Annotated in this window: 19 protein-coding genes; 16 read left to right on the top strand and 3 right to left on the bottom strand. The window is 61.7% G+C overall.

Features of this window, described 5'->3' with window-relative positions; all coding sequences use genetic code 11:
- Positions 1–2: 2 nt before the first annotated feature.
- The 10 genes from HWU94_RS08125 (at position 3) to HWU94_RS11620 (ending at position 11,416) form a co-directional block, all read left to right on the top strand.
- Positions 3–608: a hypothetical protein gene (locus tag HWU94_RS08125; protein WP_244955934.1), complete on the top strand. Its 606-nt coding sequence runs from the start codon at positions 3–5 to the stop codon at positions 606–608.
- A gap of 91 nt (positions 609–699) precedes the next feature.
- Positions 700–1,632, top strand: a complete 933-nt coding sequence (gene dapA / locus HWU94_RS08120) for a 4-hydroxy-tetrahydrodipicolinate synthase (protein WP_185173274.1) — start codon at positions 700–702, stop codon at positions 1,630–1,632.
- Between the two features lie 102 nt (positions 1,633–1,734).
- The gene (locus HWU94_RS08115; RefSeq protein ID WP_185173273.1) at positions 1,735–3,450 is read left to right on the top strand and encodes a ribonuclease J; all 1,716 of its coding nucleotides are present in this window, start codon (positions 1,735–1,737) and stop codon (positions 3,448–3,450) included.
- An 87-nt stretch (positions 3,451–3,537) separates the two neighbouring features.
- Complete coding sequence (locus tag HWU94_RS08110) at positions 3,538–6,798, top strand: DNA translocase FtsK (RefSeq protein ID WP_185173272.1); 3,261 nt, start codon at positions 3,538–3,540, stop codon at positions 6,796–6,798.
- Positions 6,799–6,879: 81 nt separating this feature from the next.
- Complete coding sequence (gene pgsA, locus HWU94_RS08105) at positions 6,880–7,482, top strand: CDP-diacylglycerol--glycerol-3-phosphate 3-phosphatidyltransferase (protein ID WP_185173271.1); 603 nt, start codon at positions 6,880–6,882, stop codon at positions 7,480–7,482.
- Positions 7,483–7,488: 6 nt separating this feature from the next.
- Entirely contained in the window at positions 7,489–8,031 is a 543-nt protein-coding gene (locus tag HWU94_RS08100) for a CinA family protein (protein ID WP_244955933.1), read from the top strand.
- Between the two features lie 204 nt (positions 8,032–8,235).
- The gene (locus tag HWU94_RS08095; protein ID WP_185173270.1) at positions 8,236–8,685 is read left to right on the top strand and encodes a helix-turn-helix domain-containing protein; all 450 of its coding nucleotides are present in this window, start codon (positions 8,236–8,238) and stop codon (positions 8,683–8,685) included.
- Positions 8,686–8,787: 102 nt separating this feature from the next.
- The gene (locus HWU94_RS08090) at positions 8,788–9,009 is read left to right on the top strand and encodes a DUF3046 domain-containing protein (RefSeq protein WP_185173269.1); all 222 of its coding nucleotides are present in this window, start codon (positions 8,788–8,790) and stop codon (positions 9,007–9,009) included.
- Between the two features lie 204 nt (positions 9,010–9,213).
- The gene (gene recA, locus HWU94_RS08085; RefSeq protein WP_185173268.1) at positions 9,214–10,320 is read left to right on the top strand and encodes a recombinase RecA; all 1,107 of its coding nucleotides are present in this window, start codon (positions 9,214–9,216) and stop codon (positions 10,318–10,320) included.
- A 94-nt stretch (positions 10,321–10,414) separates the two neighbouring features.
- Complete coding sequence (locus tag HWU94_RS11620; RefSeq protein ID WP_244955932.1) at positions 10,415–11,416, top strand: regulatory protein RecX; 1,002 nt, start codon at positions 10,415–10,417, stop codon at positions 11,414–11,416.
- 65 nt (positions 11,417–11,481) lie between these two features.
- Here HWU94_RS11620 and HWU94_RS08075 read toward each other — a convergent pair whose 3' ends face one another.
- Positions 11,482–12,705 (bottom strand): amino acid permease, encoded by a 1,224-nt coding sequence (locus HWU94_RS08075; RefSeq protein ID WP_185173267.1) that lies wholly within the window; start codon positions 12,703–12,705, stop codon positions 11,482–11,484.
- Between the two features lie 89 nt (positions 12,706–12,794).
- The gene (locus HWU94_RS08070) at positions 12,795–13,865 is read right to left on the bottom strand and encodes a hypothetical protein (protein ID WP_185173266.1); all 1,071 of its coding nucleotides are present in this window, start codon (positions 13,863–13,865) and stop codon (positions 12,795–12,797) included.
- Between the two features lie 34 nt (positions 13,866–13,899).
- Between HWU94_RS08070 and miaB the strand changes: the two genes are divergently transcribed.
- The 4 genes from miaB to HWU94_RS08050 are packed head-to-tail and all read left to right on the top strand — an operon-like array spanning position 13,900 to position 18,015.
- Positions 13,900–15,414 (top strand): tRNA (N6-isopentenyl adenosine(37)-C2)-methylthiotransferase MiaB, encoded by a 1,515-nt coding sequence (gene miaB / locus HWU94_RS08065; protein ID WP_185173265.1) that lies wholly within the window; start codon positions 13,900–13,902, stop codon positions 15,412–15,414.
- Between the two features lie 3 nt (positions 15,415–15,417).
- Complete coding sequence (miaA, locus tag HWU94_RS08060) at positions 15,418–16,380, top strand: tRNA (adenosine(37)-N6)-dimethylallyltransferase MiaA (RefSeq protein WP_185173264.1); 963 nt, start codon at positions 15,418–15,420, stop codon at positions 16,378–16,380.
- A gap of 36 nt (positions 16,381–16,416) precedes the next feature.
- Positions 16,417–17,373 (top strand): diaminopimelate epimerase, encoded by a 957-nt coding sequence (gene dapF, locus HWU94_RS08055; protein ID WP_185173263.1) that lies wholly within the window; start codon positions 16,417–16,419, stop codon positions 17,371–17,373.
- Positions 17,374–18,015, top strand: coding sequence for a bifunctional 2-polyprenyl-6-hydroxyphenol methylase/3-demethylubiquinol 3-O-methyltransferase UbiG (locus HWU94_RS08050; protein ID WP_185173262.1), 642 nt, complete (start codon positions 17,374–17,376; stop codon positions 18,013–18,015).
- Here the strand turns inward: HWU94_RS08050 and HWU94_RS08045 are convergent.
- On the bottom strand, positions 17,992–18,597 hold the full coding sequence (locus HWU94_RS08045) for a class I SAM-dependent methyltransferase (RefSeq protein ID WP_185173261.1): 606 nt from the start codon (positions 18,595–18,597) through the stop codon (positions 17,992–17,994). The two genes, HWU94_RS08050 and HWU94_RS08045, sit on opposite strands and share 24 nt — an antisense overlap.
- Positions 18,598–18,684: 87 nt before the next feature.
- Here HWU94_RS08045 and hflX point away from each other — a divergent pair, with 87 nt between their 5' ends.
- Together hflX and HWU94_RS08035 are read left to right on the top strand one after the other, a co-directional pair.
- Positions 18,685–20,289 (top strand): GTPase HflX, encoded by a 1,605-nt coding sequence (gene hflX / locus HWU94_RS08040; RefSeq protein ID WP_135011434.1) that lies wholly within the window; start codon positions 18,685–18,687, stop codon positions 20,287–20,289.
- Complete coding sequence (locus tag HWU94_RS08035) at positions 20,286–22,322, top strand: ATP-dependent DNA helicase (protein ID WP_185173260.1); 2,037 nt, start codon at positions 20,286–20,288, stop codon at positions 22,320–22,322. Before hflX ends, HWU94_RS08035 begins: the two co-directional genes overlap by 4 nt.
- Positions 22,323–22,332 lie beyond the last annotated feature (10 nt).

Genomic DNA, 22,332 nt, shown 5'->3' with positions numbered 1-22,332 from the left:
CCATGACCTCGCTGCGCGCCTTCACCGCCGGGGCAATCACCCTGGCCATCCTCACCGTGCTCATCCTGCCCCTACCGCTAGGAACCCGCCTCTTTTTGCTCGCGGTCGGTGTTTTCTGCGCGGTATTTATCGCGGTGGACGCCGGTGGGCGGGGGCGTGCCTTCGCCGCCCTCGTCACGGTAGCCCTGAGCCTCTACCTGGTGCTGACCGTTCAGAGAGGCTTCATCTTCCTGCAGAACGCCGGAACCCTGGGCGCACTATTGGGCGGGGCTCTCATCGTGCTACCTGTCCTGGGAGCATGGGCCATGGTCCGCGAAATTATCTTCGGCTCTCGCACCCAGGCACTGGGCCAAGAACTCGCCGCAACCGGGGAACTGCCCGAAGACACCCTACCCCGCACAGAATCTGGCCGTATCGACCGCACCGCCGCCGACGCCCAGTTCACTCGGGTTGCAGCAGCCACCGAGGCCGAACCCACCAACTGGAAAAACTGGTTCCATCTCTCCCTGGCCTACGATGCCTCCGGCGACCGAAAACGCGCCCGCAAAGCCATGCGCACCGCCATCGCCCTTCACCGCGGCAAAATCCCGGCCCAACTCTCCGTCTAGAAGCTGCCCGCAGGCGTCCACCCCGCCCAACCACCTAGCTTTAAGCAAACTCACCCCACCCCATCCAGCCAGATAAGGTAACGTAGTAGATATGTCTGAGACCGCACAGAACACCTCAACCGCAGCAGAACCCGTCTTCGGGCGCCTGCTCACCGCCATGGTTACCCCCTTTGCCGCCAACGGCGAAGTTAACGAACAAGCAACCGCAGCGCTCGCGACCAATCTGGTGGACCGAGGCCACGACGGTCTCATCGTCTGCGGCACTACCGGCGAATACTCCACTATGACCGATGAGGAAAACGAAAACGTCTTCCGCATCGTCAAAGAGGCCGTCGGCGACCGCGCCAAAATCGTAGCTGGCGTTGGTTCCAACGACACCGCCCACACCCTGCACCTGGCCTCTCGCGCCGAAGCAGTAGGCGTAGACGGCCTGCTCGTGGTCACCCCCTACTACAACAAGCCCACCCAGACCGGCCTGGAAGCCCACTTCCGCACCGTAGCTGACGCCGTCAAGACCCCCGTCATGCTCTACGACATCCCCGGTCGCGCAGGCATCCCCATCACCCCCGCTGTCTACCGTGCCTTGGCAGGCCACGAGAACATCGTGGCAGTCAAGGACGCCAAAGCAGACTTCACCGCAGCCACCGAGGTCATGGAAACCACCGACCTCGACTACTACTCAGGCGATGACGGCCTCACCCTGCCCTGGCTCGCCATGGGCGCAGTAGGTCTTGTAGGCGTCACCTCCCACGTAGCCCCCGAACACTTCCGCCAGCTCATCGACGCAACCGTCGCCGGCGACCTGGCAACCGCCCAGAAACTGCACCTCGACCTGGCCCCCGTCGTCCGCGCCGCCATGAGCCGCGTACCCGGCTGCGTCGCCGCCAAGCAGATTCTCACCTGGCAGGGCATCCTCGACTCAGCTACCGTGCGCCTGCCGCACGTACTGGCTACCGACGAAGAAGCCGCCCTCATGCGCTCCGACCTCGAAGGCTCCATCATCGCCTCAACCCTGATCAAGTAAAAACGTACTGCGGGTACCCGGCGGGCCCACCCAAAATCACGGCGATTTTGGGTGGCCCGCTTTGCCCGTATTCAGAAAAGAAAAACGAACGAAAGAGAAACTATGCAAACAGTTGAAAGCCCGCACCTACCCCCCAAACTGAAAAAAGACACCCTGCGCGTTGTGCCCCTGGGCGGCCTGGGTGAAGTTGGTCGTAACATGACCGTCTACGAAATCAACGGCAAACTGCTCGTTGTCGACTGTGGCGTGCTCTTCCCCGAAGAGTCCCAGCCCGGCGTTGACCTCATTCTGCCCGACCTCAACTACATCAAGGACCGCCTGCAGGACATCGTGGCTATCGTGCTGACCCACGGCCACGAAGACCACATCGGTGCTGTACCCTACCTGCTGCGTCTGCGCCCCGATATTCCCCTGGTTGGCTCCCAGCTGACCCTGGCCCTGGTCGAGGCAAAACTGCAGGAACACCGCATCAAGCCCTACACCATGGACGTCGTTGAGGGCCAGGTTGAGCGTTTCGGCCCCTTCGAATGCGAATTTGTAGCCGTTAACCACTCCATTCCCGATGCCCTGGCAGTCTTCATCCGCACCAAGGCCGGTAAGTGCCTGCACACCGGCGACTTCAAGATGGACCAGCTGCCCCTCGACGGCCGCATCACCGACCTGCGTCACTTCGCCCGCCTGGGTGAAGAAGGCATCGACCTCTTCCTGCCTGACTCAACCAACGCTGAGGTTCCCGGCTTCACCCCCACCGAAAAGAACATCGGCCCGGTTATCTCTAACGTCATGCGCGACGCCAAGCGCCGCGTCATCGTTGCTTCCTTCTCATCCCACGTGCACCGTGTGCAGCAGGTGCTCGATGCCGCCGCCGAGCGCGGCCGCAAGGTCGTGCTGGTGGGCCGCTCCATGGTGCGTAACATGACCATCGCCGAAAAGCTGGGCTACCTGAACGTACCCGAAGGTATTCTGGTTGACCTCAAGAAGGTCGATGACTACCGTCCCGAGCAGATTGTGATGATGTGCACCGGTTCTCAGGGTGAGCCCATGGCAGCCCTCTCTCGTATGGCTAATGGCGACCATAAGATTCAGGTCGAAAAGGGCGATACCATCATCCTCGCCTCATCCCTGATTCCCGGTAACGAAACCTCCGTCTACCGCGTGATCAACGGCCTGATGAAGCTGGGCGCCAACGTGGTGCACAAGGGCAACGCCAGGGTTCACGTCTCCGGTCACGCCGCCGCTGGCGAGCTGCTCTACTGCTACAACATTCTGCAGCCCAAGAACGTCATGCCTGTACACGGTGAAGTCCGCCACCTGCTGGCCTCTGGCAAGCTCGCTATCGAAACCGGTATCAAGAGCGACCGCGTGCTGATCTGTGACTCCGGTACCGTGGTAGACCTGCGCGATGGCCGCGCCGATATCGTTGGTCAGGTACCCTGCGAATACGTCTACGTCGACGGTAAGTCCGTGGGCCACGTGACCGAGGACGACCTCAAGGACCGCCGCGTTCTGGGCGAAGAAGGCTTCGTTTCTATCGTGACTGTGGTCGACCGCGCCACCAAGCGCGTAGTCACCGGCCCCGACATCCACGCCCGCGGCATCGCCGAAGACGACTCTGTGTTCGACGACATCACCCCCAAGATCACCGCAGCCCTCGAGGACGCCCTGCACCGGGCCCCCGAGAAGGTGCACACCACCCACCAGCTGCAGCAGATCGTCCGCCGTACCATGGGCGCCTGGGTGGCCCGCCGCCTGCGCCGCAAGCCCATGATCGTACCCGTGGTCATCGAGACCCACACCCCTGAGGCCGAAGGCAACTAGCAACCTCTGAGCATACCCGGCGGCAGTTTTACCTGCTGCCGGGTAAGCTATTTAAACGCATACCAACGTCAACCAGTATTGGGAAGAATGGCTCCGCGAAAGTCTGCATCGAGTAAATCAGCTCCCCGCTCTACGGGGAGCCGCTCCAAGACGTCCTCACGTCGCTCAACCTCCGCTCAAGGTCGAAGCCGTAAGACCACGTCAGCACCCCCTCAGGAGAGCAACGCCTTTGTGCGCGCCCTGGTGGGAGCCTGGCAGTCTCTAGCCTTTACCGTGGGCGGTGCTGTGCGCCGTATGGGCGAGCTCCGCACCGATATCGAACTGCATGAACGCCGTGACGGCGGGGCCCTGCTGGTGCTGGCTATTGGCCTGCTCACCGCGGGCGTGGAGTGGTGGGGCTGGCGAGCTGACCCCGCCAACCTGGCCTGGTACGAGTGGCCCCTGCACCTGTGGCATATCGCCGTGGGCGGCCTCTTCGGTCAGGGCTCCCTGCTGATTCCCATTCTCTGCCTGATTTTCGCGATCAGAATCTTCCGCCACCCGTTAGAAGTGCGCGCCAACAACCGTATCGCCATCGGTTTTACCATCATGACGGTTTCGGCGTCCATGATGGGTGCCAAGGTCGCCGGCTACCCCTCATTCTCATCGAGCTTTGATGAATTCTGGGGCGGTGGTGGTACCGTGGGTGTGCTGATCGGTACCCCTGCAAGCCGTATCGTGGGCGGCGTGAATGTGCTCGAATGGCTTGTGATTGCCCTGGTCTTCCTGGCTGGTTTGCTGGTGGCAACCGATACGCCCCTGCGCCAAATCTGGCCCAAGGTCGTGCATATTTTCGGCCTACTGCTGGGCGAAAAGCCCCACGGCTCTGTTGCCGACGCCGGGCGTCCTTCCCGTGCCTCCCGCACCCAGGACGATACCGAAACCCGCGTGCTGGACGGCGAGCACGACCGCTCCTATCTCTATGAGGACGCCCCCGCCCCGGCTCCCCGTCGTCGCGGTGGCCTGCTGAGCTGGCTGGGCTTTGGCCCCCGCGATGAGAAGGACCGCAGGCTTGACCGCTACGAGGCAGACGAGCCCTACCAGGCCGCTGTTATTGAGGACGGTTACGACGCCGAACCTGAAACCGCCCGCGTTGAGCAGGTTCCCGCTGCCCCCCGCCGTGCTGCCCAGAACGCGGCCCGCCCCGTAGAAGCCTTTGACGTTGAGGCCCCCCGCAAGCAGACCCGTAAAGAGAAGAAAGCAGCGGCTAAGGCCGCCAAGAAAAAGGGCGAGCTCTTTGACCAGGGGCTATGGGAGAGCGAGGACGAGCTCGCGGCCAGCTACGCTGAGCAGGAGCGTTCGGACGCCCCGGCCCAGCGTCTCGACCAGGCCCGCCAGGCTGCCGCGGACCACGGCTATAGCCCTGAACCGGTAGAAACAGACCGTGACGGCTTTGAGCCCGAGACTGCTGCGCCTCAGCCTGTTAGCCGACCGGCTGCTGCTCCTGCATCAGCACCCGCCCCCGCATCAGCTCCTGCCGTGCCCCGCCCCGGCAAGGGGAGCGCTTCTGCCGCATCCCTGGGTGCTGCCCTGACCGGCGCGGCTGCTGCAGGTGCTGCAGGTGCAGGTGCCGCGGGCGCAGCCGCCCCGGCGCGTCCTGCCGCCGAACGCCCTGCTGCCGAGCGCGCGTCCGCCCGCCTGCAAAACAACACCGTGGCAGAGCGAACCGAGCAGCCGCGTGGCGAGCTAGTCGTGGAGTCGTCGACCGGCTCCTACACCCTGCCCACCGAGTCCATGCTCGAGGCCGGCCCGCCCGCCAAGGAAAGCTCCGAAGCCAACGAGCAGGTGGTCAATGCCCTGACCAACGTGCTCCAGCAGTTCAACGTCGACGCCGAAGTCACCGGCTTCTCCCGCGGCCCCACCGTCACCCGCTACGAGATTGAGCTGGGTCCCGGCACCAAGGTGGAGCGCGTCACCGCCCTGTCCAAGAACATTGCCTACGCCGTGGCGTCTGCCGACGTACGCATTCTCTCGCCCATCCCGGGTAAGAGTGCTATCGGTATCGAAATCCCCAACACTGACCGTGAAATCGTGGTGCTGGGCGATGTGCTGCGCTCGGCTAAGGCCCACGCTACCGATCACCCCATGGTCATGGGTGTGGGTAAGGACGTCGAGGGCGGCTTCGTCATTGCTAACCTGGCTAAGATGCCTCACATGCTGGTGGCAGGTGCTACCGGTGCCGGTAAATCCTCGTTCGTGAACTCCATGATTACCTCGATCCTGATGCGCTCAACCCCCGATCAGGTGCGCCTGATTATGGTTGACCCCAAGCGTGTGGAGCTCACCGCCTACGAGGGGATTCCCCACCTGATCACCCCCATCATCACCAACCCCAAGAAGGCTGCCGAGGCCCTGCAGTGGGTGGTGCGAGAGATGGACGCCCGCTACGACGACCTTGCCCACTACGGCTACAAGCACGTGGACGACTTCAACAAGGCCGTCAAGGCCGGCAAGATTCAGCCGGAGCCCGGTTCCAAGCGCCAGATTAAGGCCTACCCCTACCTGCTGGTGATCGTGGACGAGCTTGCCGACCTGATGATGGTTGCCCCGCGCGATGTGGAAGAGTCCATCGTCCGTATCACTCAGCTGGCCAGAGCCGCCGGTATCCACCTGGTGCTGGCAACCCAGCGTCCGTCCGTTGACGTGGTCACCGGCCTGATTAAGGCCAACGTGCCCTCCCGCATGGCCTTTGCGACCTCGTCAGTGACCGACTCCCGCGTGGTGCTCGATCAGCCCGGCGCCGAGAAACTGATCGGCCAGGGTGACGCCCTCTTCCTGCCCATGGGCGCGTCGAAGCCTATGCGTGTGCAGGGTGCCTGGGTGGGTGAATCTGAGATTCACGAGGTTGTGGAGCACGTAAAGAAGCAGGCCCCTGCGGTCTACCGCGACGACGTAATCGCCGCTGCCCCCTCCAAGAAGATTGACGACGACATCGGGGACGACCTGGACGATCTGCTGCGGGCAGCCGAACTGGTGGTCAACACCCAGTTCGGTTCGACCTCCATGCTGCAGCGCAAGCTGCGCGTGGGCTTTGCTAAGGCAGGGCGCCTGATGGACCTGCTCGAATCGCGCGAAGTCGTTGGCCCCTCTGAGGGATCGAAGGCCCGCGACGTACTGGTCCAGCCCGATGACCTGCCCGCCGTCCTCGCTAAGATCCGGGGTGAAGAGCCTCCGGCCCCTGTAGACAGTGACCCCTACGGCGGGGATCCTGTAGCCCACATGAACGACGGGGTGCCGCAGGCCGTTGACTACTACGACGAGGCGGACGACCCCGACAGCGAAGACGCCTGGAACCTGACCGGCCGTTAGCCGGCCTTCCCCGCCAGACCCAACCGACGGCGTCCGCCCCGCTTATCGCGAGCGGGGCGGAACCACCCTAAGGAGAACACCGTGGCCGACCAGACCGCAACCGCTTCTAACTGGAACATCCCGAATGCGCTGACCGCCCTGCGCATTGTGATGGTTCCCCTGTTCGTCTGGGCCCTCTGGGCCGGCGGGCCCCACGGTGAGGCCAACCTGAGCTTGCGCTGGTGGGCAGCCGCCGTGTTCGTACTGGCCATGATTACCGACTGGCTCGATGGCTACTTAGCCCGCAAAAACAACCTGATTACCAGCTTCGGCAAGATTGCTGACCCCATCGCCGATAAGCTGCTCACCGGGGCTGCTTTCGTGGTGCTGTCCATGCTGGGGGAGCTGTGGTGGTGGGTCACCATCGTCATTCTGGTGCGCGAGTGGGGTATCACGGTGATGCGCCTGTTCATCATCAAGTACGGGGTCATGGCAGCATCTAAGGGCGGTAAGCTCAAGACCGTGCTGCAGACGGTGGCACTGGTGCTGATGATTCTCCCGCTGGGGCAGCTGGGTTCCTGGGCTCTGTGGCCCGGCTACCTGGTGATGGCCGCTGTGGTGGTCGTGACCGTGGTGACCGGTATCGACTACGTTGTCAAGGCCATGCAGCTGCGCCGTGACTACTTCGCGGCTCAGGGGAAGTAGACCGGCATGGTAGAGATGATGGCTCAGAACCTTGAGCGTGCAGCTGCCCGCCTGGTTGCTGCTGCGGTGGCTCGCGTAGCCGATGGGGCGCAGAAGGGGGCGGACACCGGTGCTCAGCTGGCAACGGCAGAGTCCCTGACCGGGGGTATGGTAGGCCAGCTTATCTGCACCGTTCCCGGGGCGTCTGCGGTGTACCGGGGTGGCGTTATCTCCTACGCCACCGAGGTCAAGGCCTCTGTACTGGGGGTACCTGCCGGTTTGCTCGCTGAGCGGGGAGCGGTAGACCCAGACGTCGCAATCGCCATGGCTCAGGGAACCGCCCGGGTCTGCGAAGCTGACTTCGGCGTAGCCACCACCGGGGCTGCCGGGCCAGAGCCCTGCGACGGTAAACCGGTAGGGCGCGTCTACCTGGCCGTAGCGCACCCGGCGAGCGGGGGTGTCCGCGTGCTTGAAAAAAACTATGCGGGCAACCGGGCAGAAATTCGTGCCCAAGCAGCCCACGATGCCTTGAACCTGCTTGCAGAGTTTCTTGCTGAAACCGCTAAGTAAGCTCCCAGAAAATTTTCAGATGAATTTTTCAGCTAACAGGGAATGAAAACACAGCCGCGTAGGTTTAGATAGATGTAACAAGAAAAAGTCGTAAGTAAACGAAATATTCTTGAGGTCAGCTGACGAAAGCGCGAATATGCGCTAGGCTGAGAACACCCGCTCCTGATATAACGGGAGCATGACAACCAGGAGATTGGTATAAAAATGACTAAGCAGCCCGTATCCGTGAACGGTGTCGTCCGTTGGAAGGATGTGGGTCAGACTGAGAACGCTGCCCCCGCCCAAGACGCCGGTAAAGTTATCCTGCTCCGCCACGCTATCGGCGAAGTTCTGCGCGATGTTCGCCAGCGCCAGGGCCGCACCCTCCGCGAAGTTTCCCACTCAGCCCGAGTATCACTGGGCTACCTCAGCGAGGTCGAGCGCGGCCAGAAGGAAGCCTCATCAGAGCTGCTGGCTTCCATCTGCCAGGCGCTGAGCATCTCCCTCTCAGCTATGCTGGCCGAAGTCTCCGCTCGCATGGCTGTTGAAGAAGGATTCTCGGTACCCGATACCGTACCCGCTGAGTTCTCAGAACAGTTCAAGCGCGAATACGGTATCGCCGCAACCTCAAGCCGCGATATTCCCGCCGTCGAGCGCCCCCTGGCAGCTCGCTAGACGATTCACTCTTTAGGCAACTAAGAGATGGAGCCGGGCCCCGCAAGGGCTCGGCTCTCTTTGTGTTCTGTGGTGTCTGTGTACTGTGGAGGAAGGAAAAAGATGAAGCTCAGTGAATTTTGGGCGGCGATGGATCATGAGTTTGGTCCGGTCTATGCCCGCCATCTAGCCCGTGATCTGGTGCCCGGGGACTTCGGTGATTTGACGGCCCAGCAAGCCCTGGACGCCGGTGCCAACGTGCGTGAGGTATGGCTGGCTATCTGTCGGGTGCAGGACGTTCCTGTGGAACGGCAGCTGGGGCCCGATATCGAACCGCGGCCCTAGTCTAGAAAATCGTTCGTACTTAATAGAAAATGTGTTCGAATTCCTGTAGGATTGTGAACAAACGACCGGCAGTCCGCGACACATAACCGGGTTATCCACAGATTTTCAAAATCTTCGTGCTGAACCCTTAAAGTGTCAGCCCTAGGTATTACCGTGGTAGCCAGAGAAGAACTCTCGTACCGCGATAAGAAATGAGGAATATACATGGCAGCGAAAACTCGCATGCAGTCAGTAGGTCAGGTGCCCGCCGAAGGGCGCGAAAAGGCGCTTGAGGCCGTCCTTGCCCAGATCGATAAGAACTACGGCAAGGGTTCCGTTATGCGTCTGGGCGACCGCGAGGCCAGCAAGGTCGAAACTATTTCAACCGGTGCTCTGGCTCTGGACGCAGCCCTCGGCATTGGCGGCCTGCCCCGCGGCCGCGTGGTAGAAATCTACGGCCCTGAGTCTTCCGGTAAGACCACCGTCGCCCTCCACGCTGTGGCTAACGTGCAGAAGGCCGGCGGTATCGCAGCCTTCATTGATGCTGAACACGCCCTTGACCCGGTCTACGCAGCCAAGCTGGGTGTAGACACCGACGCCCTGCTGGTCTCCCAGCCCGATACTGGTGAACAAGCCCTGGAAATCATGGATATGCTGGTGGGCTCTGGCTCCATCGACATCATCGTGGTCGACTCCGTTGCCGCTCTTGTGCCCCGCGCCGAAATTGAGGGCGAGATGGGTGACTCCCACGTGGGTCTGCAGGCCCGTCTGATGTCCCAGGCCCTGCGTAAGATTACCGGCCGCCTGTCAGCAACCAACACCACCGCTATCTTCATCAACCAGCTGCGCGAAAAGATTGGCGTTTTCTTCGGCTCACCCGAAACCACCACCGGTGGTAAGGCTCTGAAGTTCTACGCCTCGGTACGTATCGATATTCGCCGTATTGAGACCCTCAAGGACGGCGCTAACCCCATCGGTAACCGTACCCGCGCTAAGGTCGTCAAGAACAAGATGGCTCCGCCCTTCAAGCAGGCTGAATTCGATATTCTCTACGGTGAGGGTATCTCGGTTGAAGGCGGCATTCTCGACCTCGCCGTTGAGCACAACGTGGTCAAGAAGTCCGGCGCCTGGTTCACCTACGAGGGCGATCAGCTGGGCCAGGGTAAGGAAAACGTGCGCCGTTTCCTCAAGGACAACCCCGAACTGACCGAAGAGATCAAGTACAAGACTATGGTCAAGCTCGGCATCATTGAGGGCGAAGAGGAAGAGCTGGACGAGGTAGAGCCTAGCACCTCTGTTGACCCGCTCGATGATATCTCTGAGAACTTCTAAACTCATAACAGCGAGCTAGTAGCCGCCACTACCGGGAGAAGCCTCGGTAGTGGCGGCTTTCGACATGACACGATGTAGGCAGTAGGAGGGGAATGTGAGCGCAGAAAACCCACGAGTCGAAGATTTTCTTGCCCCTGAGGAGTACCCGGCCTGGCACCCGGCGGCACAGGGCCTGGCCCAGGACCTGCCGGGGGAGTCTGGCGCCTACGCCAGCACGCAAACCGCTACCCCCTATACCGGTAAAGCATCAGCCGTAGCGGGCAGTAGCGGTGACGGTGGGCAAGTAGCCGAGGCTGCGGAACCAGCCCGTCAGGGCAAATACACCCGCCGCCGCAACCCCAACCTCAAAAAAGGGTTTCGCAAGCCGCCCGCCAAATACGCTGCCCGCTCGCCCTTCGCACCCGCCATCGGGGCTGCGTCCGCCCCAGAGAATGAAGCTCCCCAGCGCAAGCGCTCGCAGCCCCTCTTCCGTGAAGGCTCAGCCCTGAACGAGCCGGTCACCGACGAAGAGATGCTGGTGCAGGGGGTTATTCCCATGCCCGAGAAGAGAGGCCGCGCCGGTAAGGAACCGGAGAGTGAATTTACGCGGGCTAAAAATATTGTGCTGAATCAGCTTGCTGCCTCGCCTAAGTCCCGGGCCATGCTGGAGAAAAAGCTGGTTGAGAAAGAAATTTCTGCCGAGGTTATTGAGGATATCCTGAACCGTTTTGAGGCGGTCAACCTGATTAATGACGCTGAGTTCGCCGATATGTATGTGCGCACTCGAATGAACGTGAAGAAGCTGTCGCGGTCGGCTATCCGGCGGGAGTTGAAAACCAAGGGCGTTGAGGGCGAGCTTGCCGAAATAGCCCTGGAGCAGCGCACCGAGGAGGACGAGCGCGCCGACGCCCACGAGCTGGTGCGCAAAAAATTGCGCCCCTCAATGAATCTGGGGGACAGAGCTGAGAAAGAGAAGGTCATGCGCCGCCTGGTGGCTATGCTGGGTCGTAAGGGCTACCCGGCGGGCCTAGCTTTTAGCGTGGTGCGCGAAGAGGTCGAGAGCTACGCTCAAGCGATGGGCATAACCGCCCAGGATAGCTATTCCTACTATGACTAAAAATAGGGGCGCACGGTACAGAGGTATGTACCGTGCGCCCCAGTCTGATGTGGCCTACGGCAGGTTTACGACCAGCCGTTGGGCAGTAGACCGAAAATAGCGGCAACCGAGTAAATAAAGGCAACCGTATAGGTCACAATGAGAATCCCCTGGGCAACGGGGTGAGCTTGCCAGGTCACTGTCCAGACAGGTTCTAGCTCGCCCTTTTTACAGGCGGCTCGAAGCATGAGCACCGGGAGGATAGACATAGCAGCACCGGCAAAGCCGCCGGCGTATGACAGGGCAGAAACGAAACCGCCTAGACCGGCAATAGAGATAGCCAGCGGGGGTAAAACGGTCAGGCCAACAGCGGCGATACGAAGCGGTCCGTGTTCTTCCCAGCGAGTGATATCGAGGATATTACGCATAGCGGTGTAGGCGATAGCTACAAAAGAGGTAAACATTGCCAGCAGGGCAAAGATGTTAGCCAGGTAGTAAGCAAGAGGGCCCAGGGCCTCACCCCAGGAGAGCGTGACAACCTCAGAGACGTTATCACCGAGCAGACCCAGCGCGACAAAAGGAACCAGAGCTAGGGTGAAACCGGTGGCTGACATGCCGCCAACGAGAGCGGTGGGGATAGCCTTGGGGTTGGCGTCGCCAAGTCCGCGTACCAGCTCAGGGACAACGTACTGAGCCATAAAGGTGAAGACCGCTAGGTTCATAATTGGCACGATGAAGAAGGGGTGCAACTCTACCAGGTTGGAGAGAGTGATGCCGGGGCCAAGAATAGTCCAGAGTGAGAGGGCAAGAATGATCGCTGCCATGCCCGTGGTAATGAGCCCTTCGACAAGACCGGTGGCGTGTAGACCCTTAAACATGATGAAGGAGCCAAGCGCGAAGAAAAGTAGGGTTCCAGCGAGCTGTGGTAAACCGGTGAGATTGTTGAGCAGAGAGCCTGAGCCTGCGGCGTAGGCTATGAGTGCACCGATGGAGTTGACCATGATAGCAGCGAAGATGACCCAGCGGCCGGCCTGACCCAGGTACTTTTCTGCTAGACCTGAGAGCTGAAGTGGTTCTTTGGTGCGCTGAGAAACCTCGGCGATGTACATCATAGAGAAGGTAGTCAGCAAACCAGCAATGGTGAGGGCAATGGCGAGCGCCAGGAAACCACCGTTGCGGGCGGCGTAGGGCAGGCTGAGGATGCCCGCGCCAATATTGGTGCCGAAGATGAGGGCGATGCCTTGGAGGACACTGAGGGTTGGGGCAGGGCGCTGATAGGCGACTGACCCTGACGGAGCGGACGAGGACATGGAAATCCTTAGGGTAGAGGAACATAAGAAGGGTGCGTACAGTGTGAGGTACTGAAGTAGATAGTACTCCCGGCGGGGCAAAATAAGAGCTATTGTGACTGCTTATGCCCGACAGTTTGTTCCGTTAAGATTGCTTGGAGGGTGAGAACCGCTGAAGCCACGTGCTGGTCGTGATCAAAAGCTGCCTGGGGCTGGGGTGAGACTCGCTCGTAGAATTCTTGGGTTTTTGTGTGCCAGGTCAGGCTGCTTAATACTGCTTGCGGTAGGGGCCCCTCAGGCCAGGACGGGAAGCCCAGCAGGAGTTCAGCCACCGGTAGTGCCCAGTGGTGCCAGCAGGTTCCCTCAGCGTCGATACCGCGCACCCCCGCCCCAGGGGCCGCCTGCTGCAGCAGATTGGCCGGAGAAAAATCGCCGGACGACAGCACCCTCTCACTCGGCGCCGGGTAGATAATGCCCTCCACGGACTCCTCCATCTGCGTGAACTCAACCGACCCCACGGGCACACCTTCCCTCTCGGCCAGCAGGCGCAGGCCCTTGTCGGCAAGCTGGGGTGAGGGTAGGGACCCCGGTGCGGACGCCCGCGCGTCAGCGCTCGCAAGCTCAGCGGCAAAAGATGCCTGGGCGGCAGCCTGGGCGGGAGAGCCCAGAATGCTAGCCCAGGTATCTACCCAAGCGTCCAGGGCCTGCCGGGGTGCGGCGTCCGCCCCGGACGACAGCAGAAGCTCACCCAAGCTGATAGCGGATGAGGCGCCGCCGGTGACGTCCTCAAGAATCAGCAGACGGGCAGCGTCGTCGGCAGCCAATAGGCGGGGGTAAAGCCCCGGTGCGACCTGCTCCAGGGCAGCAAGGCCGTGTTTTTCGCGCAGGTAGCCAAAACCGCCAGAGTTGCAGGCTGAATCCTTGCGGCGAAAATACTTGAGCACGCAGCTCGCCCCGCGATGATCCCGCACCCGAACCACCACAGACCGCATCCCGCTCGACAGAATCTGGGCACTAGCAACCTGAACGCCGGTCAGCTCCACAGAACGCTCTAAAAGCCCGGCCAGCAGACGCAAAAAAGCGGGAGAATCGACGGGCTGCTCCACCGCACTAGGGGAGTAGGCGCTTGCAGCCTGGGCGGCACGTGATGCAAAGAATGAGGGAGAAGGGCAAACCGGCATAGAGCCCAGAATAGCAACCTAGTAGACTGTACGGGTGAGTATTGACGTGAACACCGACAAGCCCGTGGCAGCACCCAAAACCCGCACCTACGAGGTGCGTACCTTCGGCTGCCAGATGAACGTACACGATTCAGAGCGCATGAGCGGCCTGCTTGAAGCATCAGGCTACGTGCCCGCAGAAGAGGGAACCACCCCCGACCTGGTCGTTTTCAACACCTGTGCCGTGCGCGAAAACGCCGATAATAAGCTCTACGGTAACCTGGGCCAGCTCGCCCCGGTCAAGCGTGAGAACGAGGGCATGCAGATTGCCGTAGGTGGCTGTCTGGCGCAGAAGGACCAGGACGTCATTCTGAAGAAGGCCCCCTGGGTCGACGTGGTGTTCGGTACCCACAATATTGGCTCCCTACCCACCCTGCTTGAGCGCGCCCGTCATAACAACGAGGCCCAGGCTGAGCTGCTGGAGGCCCTGGAGGTTTTCCCCTCCACCCTGCCGACCAAGCGCGACCACGTGTACTCCGGCTGGGTCTCTATCTCGGTGGGCTGCAACAACACCTGCACCTTCTGCATCGTGCCCTCTCTGCGCGGTAAGGAAGAAGACCGCCGCCCCGGCGAAATCCTGGCAGAAGTGCAGGCCCTGGTTGACGACGGTGCTATCGAAGTGACCCTGCTGGGCCAGAATGTCAACTCCTACGGTGTGGGCTTTGGCGACCGCCAGGCGTTTTCGAAGCTGCTGCGAGCCTGCGGCGAAATCGAGGGCCTGGAGCGCGTCCGTTTTACCTCCCCCCACCCGGCCATGTTCACCGACGACGTCATCGACGCTATGGCCGAAACCCCCAACGTCATGCCCGTGCTGCACATGCCCCTGCAGTCCGGCTCTGACAAGGTGCTCAAAGACATGAAGCGCTCCTACCGCTCCAAGAAGTTCCTGGGCATTCTGGAGAAGGTGCGCGAGCGCATCCCCGATGCCGTCATCACCACAGATATTATTGTCGGCTTCCCCGGCGAAACCGAAGAGGACTTCCAGGAGACCCTGCGCGTGGTCGAAGAGTCGCGTTTCTCGTCCGCTTTTACCTTCCAGTACTCGATTCGCCCCGGCACTCCGGCAGCGACCATGCCCAACCAGGTGCCTAAGGCTGTGGTGCAGGAACGCTACGAGCGTCTGATCGCTCTGCAGGACCGTATCGCCGGTGAAGAAAATCGTAAGCAGCTGGGTAAGACCGTTGAGCTGATGGTTACCGCAGAGTCAGGGCGTAAGGCTGAAGAAACCGGCCGTCTGTCGGGCCGCGCCCGCGACCAGCGCCTGGTGCACTTCACCGTGCCCGAAGGATGCGAGGTGCCCCGCCCCGGTGACCTGGTGACCCTGCCTATCACCGAGGCCGGTTCCTTCCACCTGATTTCTGACCCCACCGCTGACCAGTACTCGGTGCGCCGCTCCCGTGCAGGCGACGCCTGGGACCGCGCCCAGGCCGACTCCTGCGGTACCGGCACCACCCAGGTGCCTGGCACCCCGGTTTCCCTGGGCTTCCCCACCTTCAAACCCGCCCTCTAGCCCATGACAAAGAAGGACGCCGCCAGCAGCTCCCTGCCCATCATCGCCGTGGTGGGCCCCACCGGCTCAGGTAAAAGCGCCCTCGCTATCGAGCTGGCACGGGCTTTGGGCGGGGAGTGCGTCAACGCCGATTCCATGCAGTTCTATCGGGGTATGGATATCGGCACCGCCAAGGTCACTGCCGAAGAAATGCGGGGGGTTCCCCACCACCTGCTCGACACCCTCGATGTCACTGAGGAAGCCTCGGTCGCTACCTTCCAGGGTCAGGCTAGGGCTATCTTTGACGAGATTCGCGCTCGCGGGAACTACCCGATTCTGGTCGGTGGCTCCGGCCTGTATGTGCGTGCCGCCCTGGACGTTTTGGAATTTCCCGAAACCGACCCGGCGGTGCGAGCTCGGCTGGAAGCTGAGCTGGCGGCGTCCGGCCCCGGCCCCCTGCTGGAGCGCCTGCGCGCGGTTGACCCTGAATCAGCTGAGCGGGTGAAGGACGACCGCCGCCTGGTGCGTGCCCTTGAGGTCTTTGAGGTGACCGGTCGCCCTTTCTCATCCTTTATGCCCACCCGCACCTACCACCAGCCTGCCCTGCAAATTGGTCTCAACGGCGACCGTGCCCAGCTGCACCAGCGGCTGCACCAGAGGGTAGTTGCCATGGAAGAAGCCGGGCTGCTGGCCGAGGTAGAAGCCCTCGAAGCCAGGGGACTGCGCCGGGGCAAAACAGCCCCGGCAGCTATCGGCTACCGGGAATTTCTCAAGGTTCTGGACGCCTCCCGCGGCTTGCTGCCTGCCGGTGAGGAATATTTTGTCGCCCAGGCAGTTGAAGATACCGTCACCGCCACCCGCCAGTTCGCCCGCCGCCAGCTCACCTGGTTCAGGGCAGATGAGCGGGTGCACTGGCTTGACTGGTCCAGCCCCGATCTGCTCACCGAGGCCCTGGCCATCATCAAGGGCCACGAGCCACTAGACTAAGAAGAAAAAGCGCCCCACAACGGAAAGGCAAAACCCGTGGCAACCCACACCGTAGAAACCCCCGTCTGGGGCGATTTGACCGGCAAGACCCTCACCAAGGGGCAGGCAACCGGTAACGACTTCATCTTCGTCGCCGACCCCGAAGCTAAGCTCGACCTGCCGGCTGAGCTCATTGCCAAGGTGACCGACCGCCACTTCGGCATCGGCGCCGATGGCTTTATTCGCGCGGTCAAGACCGAGCACCTGGATTTTGCCTCCCACCTGCTGGAAGAGGCCCCCGAAGCTATCTGGTTCATGGACTACCGCAACGGCGACGGCTCGATCGCTGAGATGTGCGGTAACGGAGTGCGTGCCTTCGTTGACTACTTGCTGACCGAGAAACTGGTTGAGCTCGAAGAGGGCGGACGCCTGCTCATCGCCACCCGCGCCGGTATCAAGGCCGTGGGCCGCACCGAAGACGGCTACGCCATCGATATGGGCCCCTGGGGCTTCATCAACGGTGACATGGCCCGCGATAACGGCACCGACGCCCAGGTGATCGCCAAGGGCCTGCGTACTCCCCGCGGGGCCCTGTCCATCACCATGGGCAACCCCCATACCGTCGTCATGCTGGGCACCGACGGAAAACTTGACGGGCTAAACCTGCACGAGGCCCCCAAGGTTTCACCCAACCCGCCTGAAGGCACCAACGTAGAGTTCGTCGTTCCCGAAGAAATCTCAGCAGAGGACGGCGACCCCACCACCGAAAACATCGGCTCAATTCGCATGCGCGTGCACGAACGTGGCGTCGGCGAAACCCTCTCCTGCGGTACCGGCGCTTGCGCCGCCGCTGCCGCTACCCGCTTCTGGGGTGGCGAGGACGCCCCCGACGAGTGGCTGGTCCGCGTACCCGGTGGAACCCTCGCCGTCACCTTCGTGCTGGGCCCCGACAACCTCGAACACGTCGTCCTGGCCGGTCCTGCCGCTATGACCGGTAAGGTGCTGCTGGGCTAAATGACTGAAAACCTAGAAAATTCTCGGGAACTCTGGGACGAGATTTACTTAGAGCGGGAACAGATGTGGTCGGGCAAGCCCAACGCCTCACTCGTTACCCTGATTGGAGACCGCGCTCCCGGCTCCGTCCTTGACCTTGGCTGCGGCGAAGGCGGGGACGTACTCTGGCTGGCAGCCCGCGGCTGGCAGGCTACCGGCATCGATATTTCGGATGTCGCGGTAGGGCGCGCTCGCGCCCGCGCGGCAGCCGAGGGGGTGGAGGCCAGCTTTATCGACGCTGATCTCACCGACTGGTCTACCGACCAGCGTTTTGACCTGATTGTCACTAGTTTCTTGCAGTCCTACGCTGACTTTGACCGCCTGCCCCTGCTTGCAGCGGCCCTGGACCTGCTGAAACCCGGTGGGGAGCTCATATCGGTAGCGCACGCAGGTGCTCCCTCCTTCGCTGACCCCGAGGACGCCCGCAAACACAAGGCCCGCATGGTCAAGGCAGCAGAAGAGGCCCGAGCTCTTACCCAGGGCCGGGACGATATTGAAATCGTACTGGCCGAAGAATGGATTCGGGATATCACTTCACCCGAGGGTGAGCCCGCAACCATTCCAGATGCGGTGATGGTGCTACGCCGGGCGGTGCACCTCTAGGATGCGGAAGCCCTTCGAGGTAGCGTAGCGGGCTACCTCTAGGTCGGGGAAAGTCTCAGCCAGCCACTTCTGTAGGGAGTCTGAGCCCAGGTTTTTCTGCACGACCAGGTAGGCGGTGCCGCCGGGAGCCAGGCGGGGGAGCCAGGTGTGCATGATGCCGTGTAGAACGTCCTTGCCCACGCGAATGGGCGGGTTAGACCAGATGGTATCGAAGGTCAGTGACTCATCGAGCGCATCGGGGGCAGCTACCGTCACGTTGGTGAGACCCAGGCGCTCAGCGTTCATCTCGGTGAGCTGGGCGGAGCGGGAGTTCACCTCGACCCCGTAGACCTCAGCATCGGGCGCTGCCATCGCCAGGGTCAGGGTAATCGGGCCCCACCCGCACCCGATATCGAGCATACGCGCCCCCTGCGGAGCGGGGGCCTCATCGAGGAGAATACGGGTTCCCTTATCAACCCCACCCGGGCTAAAGATGCCGGAAGCGGTCAGAACCTGCACCCGGCGTCCGCCCAGCTCAACAGTCACAGGCTGGGGCAAAAAATCGCCGGTGGGGTTTTCAGAAAAATAGTGCGCGCTACTCATAGACGTTCATTCTACGCTAAGCCCCTGCCCTTACCGCCCCGGAAAAGATAGAATAGAAGGACGCCTCAACCCACCTCGAAAGGTACTATGACCGAGACTTCAACCCCCAGCAATGACCCCAAACTTCCCTCAGATGAACAGCTGAGACGTACAGTAGACCGCGTGCTGGGGCGGGCACAGGGCAACGGTAGTGTGCTCGATGAGAGGGCCCGCGAACTCTCAGATAACCAGCGTGAACATTCCGAATACGACGGCGACCAGGTAGATCTCGAAGAGCGTCGAGCGCTGCGCCGTGTAGCCGGTCTATCAACCGAGCTTGATGACGTTACCGAGGTCGAATACCGCCAGCTGCGCCTAGAGCGCGTTGTGCTGGCAGGCGTCTGGTCAGAGGGCACTCTGGAAGAAGCCGAGAATTCCCTGCGTGAGCTGGCGGCGCTGGCTGAGACCGCCGGTTCTGAGGTTCTGGACGGTCTGGTGCAGCGTCGTCTGAAGCCCGACCCTGGCACCTATCTGGGCTCCGGCAAGGTGCTCGAACTCAAAGATATCGTTGAGGCATCCGGCGCCGATACCGTGATTGTGGACGCTGAACTGGCCCCCTCCCAGCGCCGAGCCATTGAAGATATCGTCAAGGTCAAGGTCATCGACCGAACCGCCCTGATTCTTGATATCTTCGCCCAGCACGCTAAGTCGCGTGAAGGTAAGGCCCAGGTTGAGCTGGCCCAGCTCGAATACATGCTGCCGCGTCTGCGCGGTTGGGGTGCCTCTCTGTCCCGTCAGGCGGGTGGCCGTGCCGCCGGCGGTGAAGGTATCGGTTCCCGCGGCCCCGGTGAAACCAAAATTGAAATGGACCGCCGCCGTCTACGTGCCCGCATGGCCAAGCTCAAGCGAGAGATCGCGGCCATGGCTCCTGCCCGCGAAACCAAGCGCCTGAATCGCAAGCGTAACCGGGTGCCGTCCGTAGCTATTGCCGGTTACACCAACGCCGGTAAGTCCTCCCTGCTCAACCGCCTGACCGACGCCGGCGTGCTGGTCGAGAACGCCCTCTTTGCGACCCTCGACCCCACCGTGCGCAAGGCTCAGACTCCGGACGGCGTGGGCTACACCCTGTCTGATACCGTCGGTTTCGTGCGTGCCCTGCCCACCCAGCTGGTGGAGGCCTTCCGCTCTACCCTAGAAGAGGTGGCGGACGCTGACGTCATCGTGCACGTTGTGGACGTCTCCCACCCCGACCCCGAGGGGCAGATCCACTCCGTCCGCCAGGTGATTACCGAGGTCGACGCCCAAAATATCCCCGAAATCATCGTGCTCAACAAGGCAGATGCGGCCGACCCCTTCGTCATTGAGCGTCTACGGCAGAAGGAACCCAACCACGTTGTGGTCTCGGCCCGTACCGGTGAGGGTATCGAGGAGCTACAGCAGAAGATTGCGGATACCATTCCCCGCCCCTCGATTGAGCTCAACCTGCTGGTACCCTTCTCAGCAGGTGGCGTGGTGTCCCGTCTGCACGAGTGGGACGCCGAGATTCTGCGCACTGCCTTTGTGCAAGATGGCACCTATGTGCAGGCCCTGGTCCGCGAAGAAGTAGCCTCTGACCTTGCTGAGTACGTGCTTGAAGAAGACCTTCTTGAGGTACTGCAACCTGAAATCGACGAAGCTATCGCCTCAGGGGCGGTAGAGACCCAGCGCGCATGAACGACCACGTCACCGCACCCACCGGGCAGGAGCTAGAGACCCTGCCCGGAGCTAAGCCCGTCCTACAGCTCCTCGACACCGTCGTGGAGCGCTCCGGCGGCCAGAATCGCGACGGCCAGCGCACCATGGCAGCCCACGTAGCCCGCGCCCTCGACACCGAAAAACACCTGCTGGTGCAGGCTGGAACCGGCACCGGTAAGTCCCTGGGCTACCTGGTGCCCGCCATTCACGCTGCCCAAACAGCAGAAAAACCTATCGTGGTGGCTACCGCAACCCTGGCCCTGCAATCCCAGATTGTTAATCGCGATATTCCGCGCCTGCTGGAATCTCTGGGCGATGAACCCGAGCACGAAACCGACGTCGCTATTCTCAAGGGCCGCAACAACTACGTCTGCCTGCACAAGCTTGAAGGCGGCTACCCCGAGGACGACGGCGACGCCCTCTTCGATATGGACGCCACTACCGGATCCACCGGCCCCGCCGGAAAACTGGGGGAGGAAGTTGTGCGCCTTCGCGAATGGGCACAAACCACCGACACCGGCGACCGCGACGAGCTGCTGCCAGGCGTAAGCGATAAGGCATGGCGGCAGGTAGCCGTCACCGCCTCAGAATGCCTGGGCAAAAAATGCCCCCTGGTCGAAGAATGTTTCAGCGAGATGGCCCGAACCAGAGCAGCTGAATCAGATATCGTCATTACCAACCACGCCCTTCTCGCTATCAACGCCTTTGAGGGCGCTGCGGTGCTGCCCGACCACGACATTGCCATCATCGACGAGGCCCACGAACTGGCTGACCGCGTCACCGGCGCCGTCACCGGGGCACTATCACCGGCCGCTATTACCAAGGTTGCCCGCAGCCTCAAACGGCACACGGACGCCGATCACAAGGCACTCGAACAGGCAGCGCTTGCCCTTGACGACTCTCTCAACGGGGTACCCGCCGAGATGATGCCCAAGGGCTTGCCTGACCGGGTTGCCGCTGCCATGGAACGCGTGCGTGATGCAGCGCGTCAGGCCCTCACCGATACGAAGAGCGGGGACAAAGACGGCGACGCCGGCCGCCAGATGGCGCGTGCTGCCCTGACCGAGGTACACGAAACCTCAGAGAAGATGTTGACCGCTGACCCGCTTTATCAGGTCATCTGGGTTTCTCGTACCGGCTCTTGGGAACCCGGTAGGGGGTATGTAGCGGCAGCTGACGATGACCCTGCCACCCTGAACATTGCACCTATCTCGGTTGCCGGTTACCTGCGAGAAGGGCTTTTCGAAAACCGCACCGTGGTGCTGACGTCTGCGACGCTGACGGTGGGAGAAAGTTTTGATGCCGCCGCTGGTGCTCTGGGGCTGATGGGTAAGGACGCTCCGCGCTGGGACGGTATCGATGTGGGGTCTCCCTTTAACTACCCCAAGCAGGGCGTGCTGTATCTAGCCTCTGATCTGCCTAAACCTGGGCGGGGAGTTTCGGTAGAGCAGCTGGACCGTATTGTTGAACTCGTGACCGCCTCGGGTGGCGGCGCGCTGGGGCTTTTTTCCTCTAAGCGCGGGGCCGAGCTGGCTGCCGAGTACGTGCGGGAGCGCACCGACCTGAACATTCTTCTGCAGGGGGAGTCGTCTCTGCGTGCCCTGGTACAGGAGTTCACCGAGGACACCGATTCCTGCCTTTTCGGCACCATGAGTCTCTGGCAGGGAGTGGACGTTCCCGGCGACTCCTGCCGCCTGGTCATGATGGACCGCATTCCCTTCCCCCGCCCCGACGATCCGCTGTCGCAGGCTCGCACCCGGGCGGTAGCAGCTGCTGGCGGTAACGGCTTTATGGCTGTGTCTGCCTACCACGCGGCGGTACGCATGGCCCAGGGCGCCGGCCGCCTGGTGCGGTCGGTCGGTGACAGGGGAGTTGTGGCCGTCCTTGACTCCCGCATCGCTACTCAGCGATACGGCTCTTATCTGGTGAAGTCCCTTCCGCCCTTCTGGACAACAACCCGCAAGGACGTTGTACTAGGAGCGCTCAAGCGCCTCAAACAGTCAATCGACTAGTGAGAGGCTA

The organism is Rothia nasimurium (assembly GCF_014217215.1).
Lineage (GTDB): Bacteria > Actinomycetota > Actinomycetes > Actinomycetales > Micrococcaceae > Rothia > Rothia avistercoris.
This window is presented reverse-complemented; position numbering and strand designations above follow the sequence as displayed.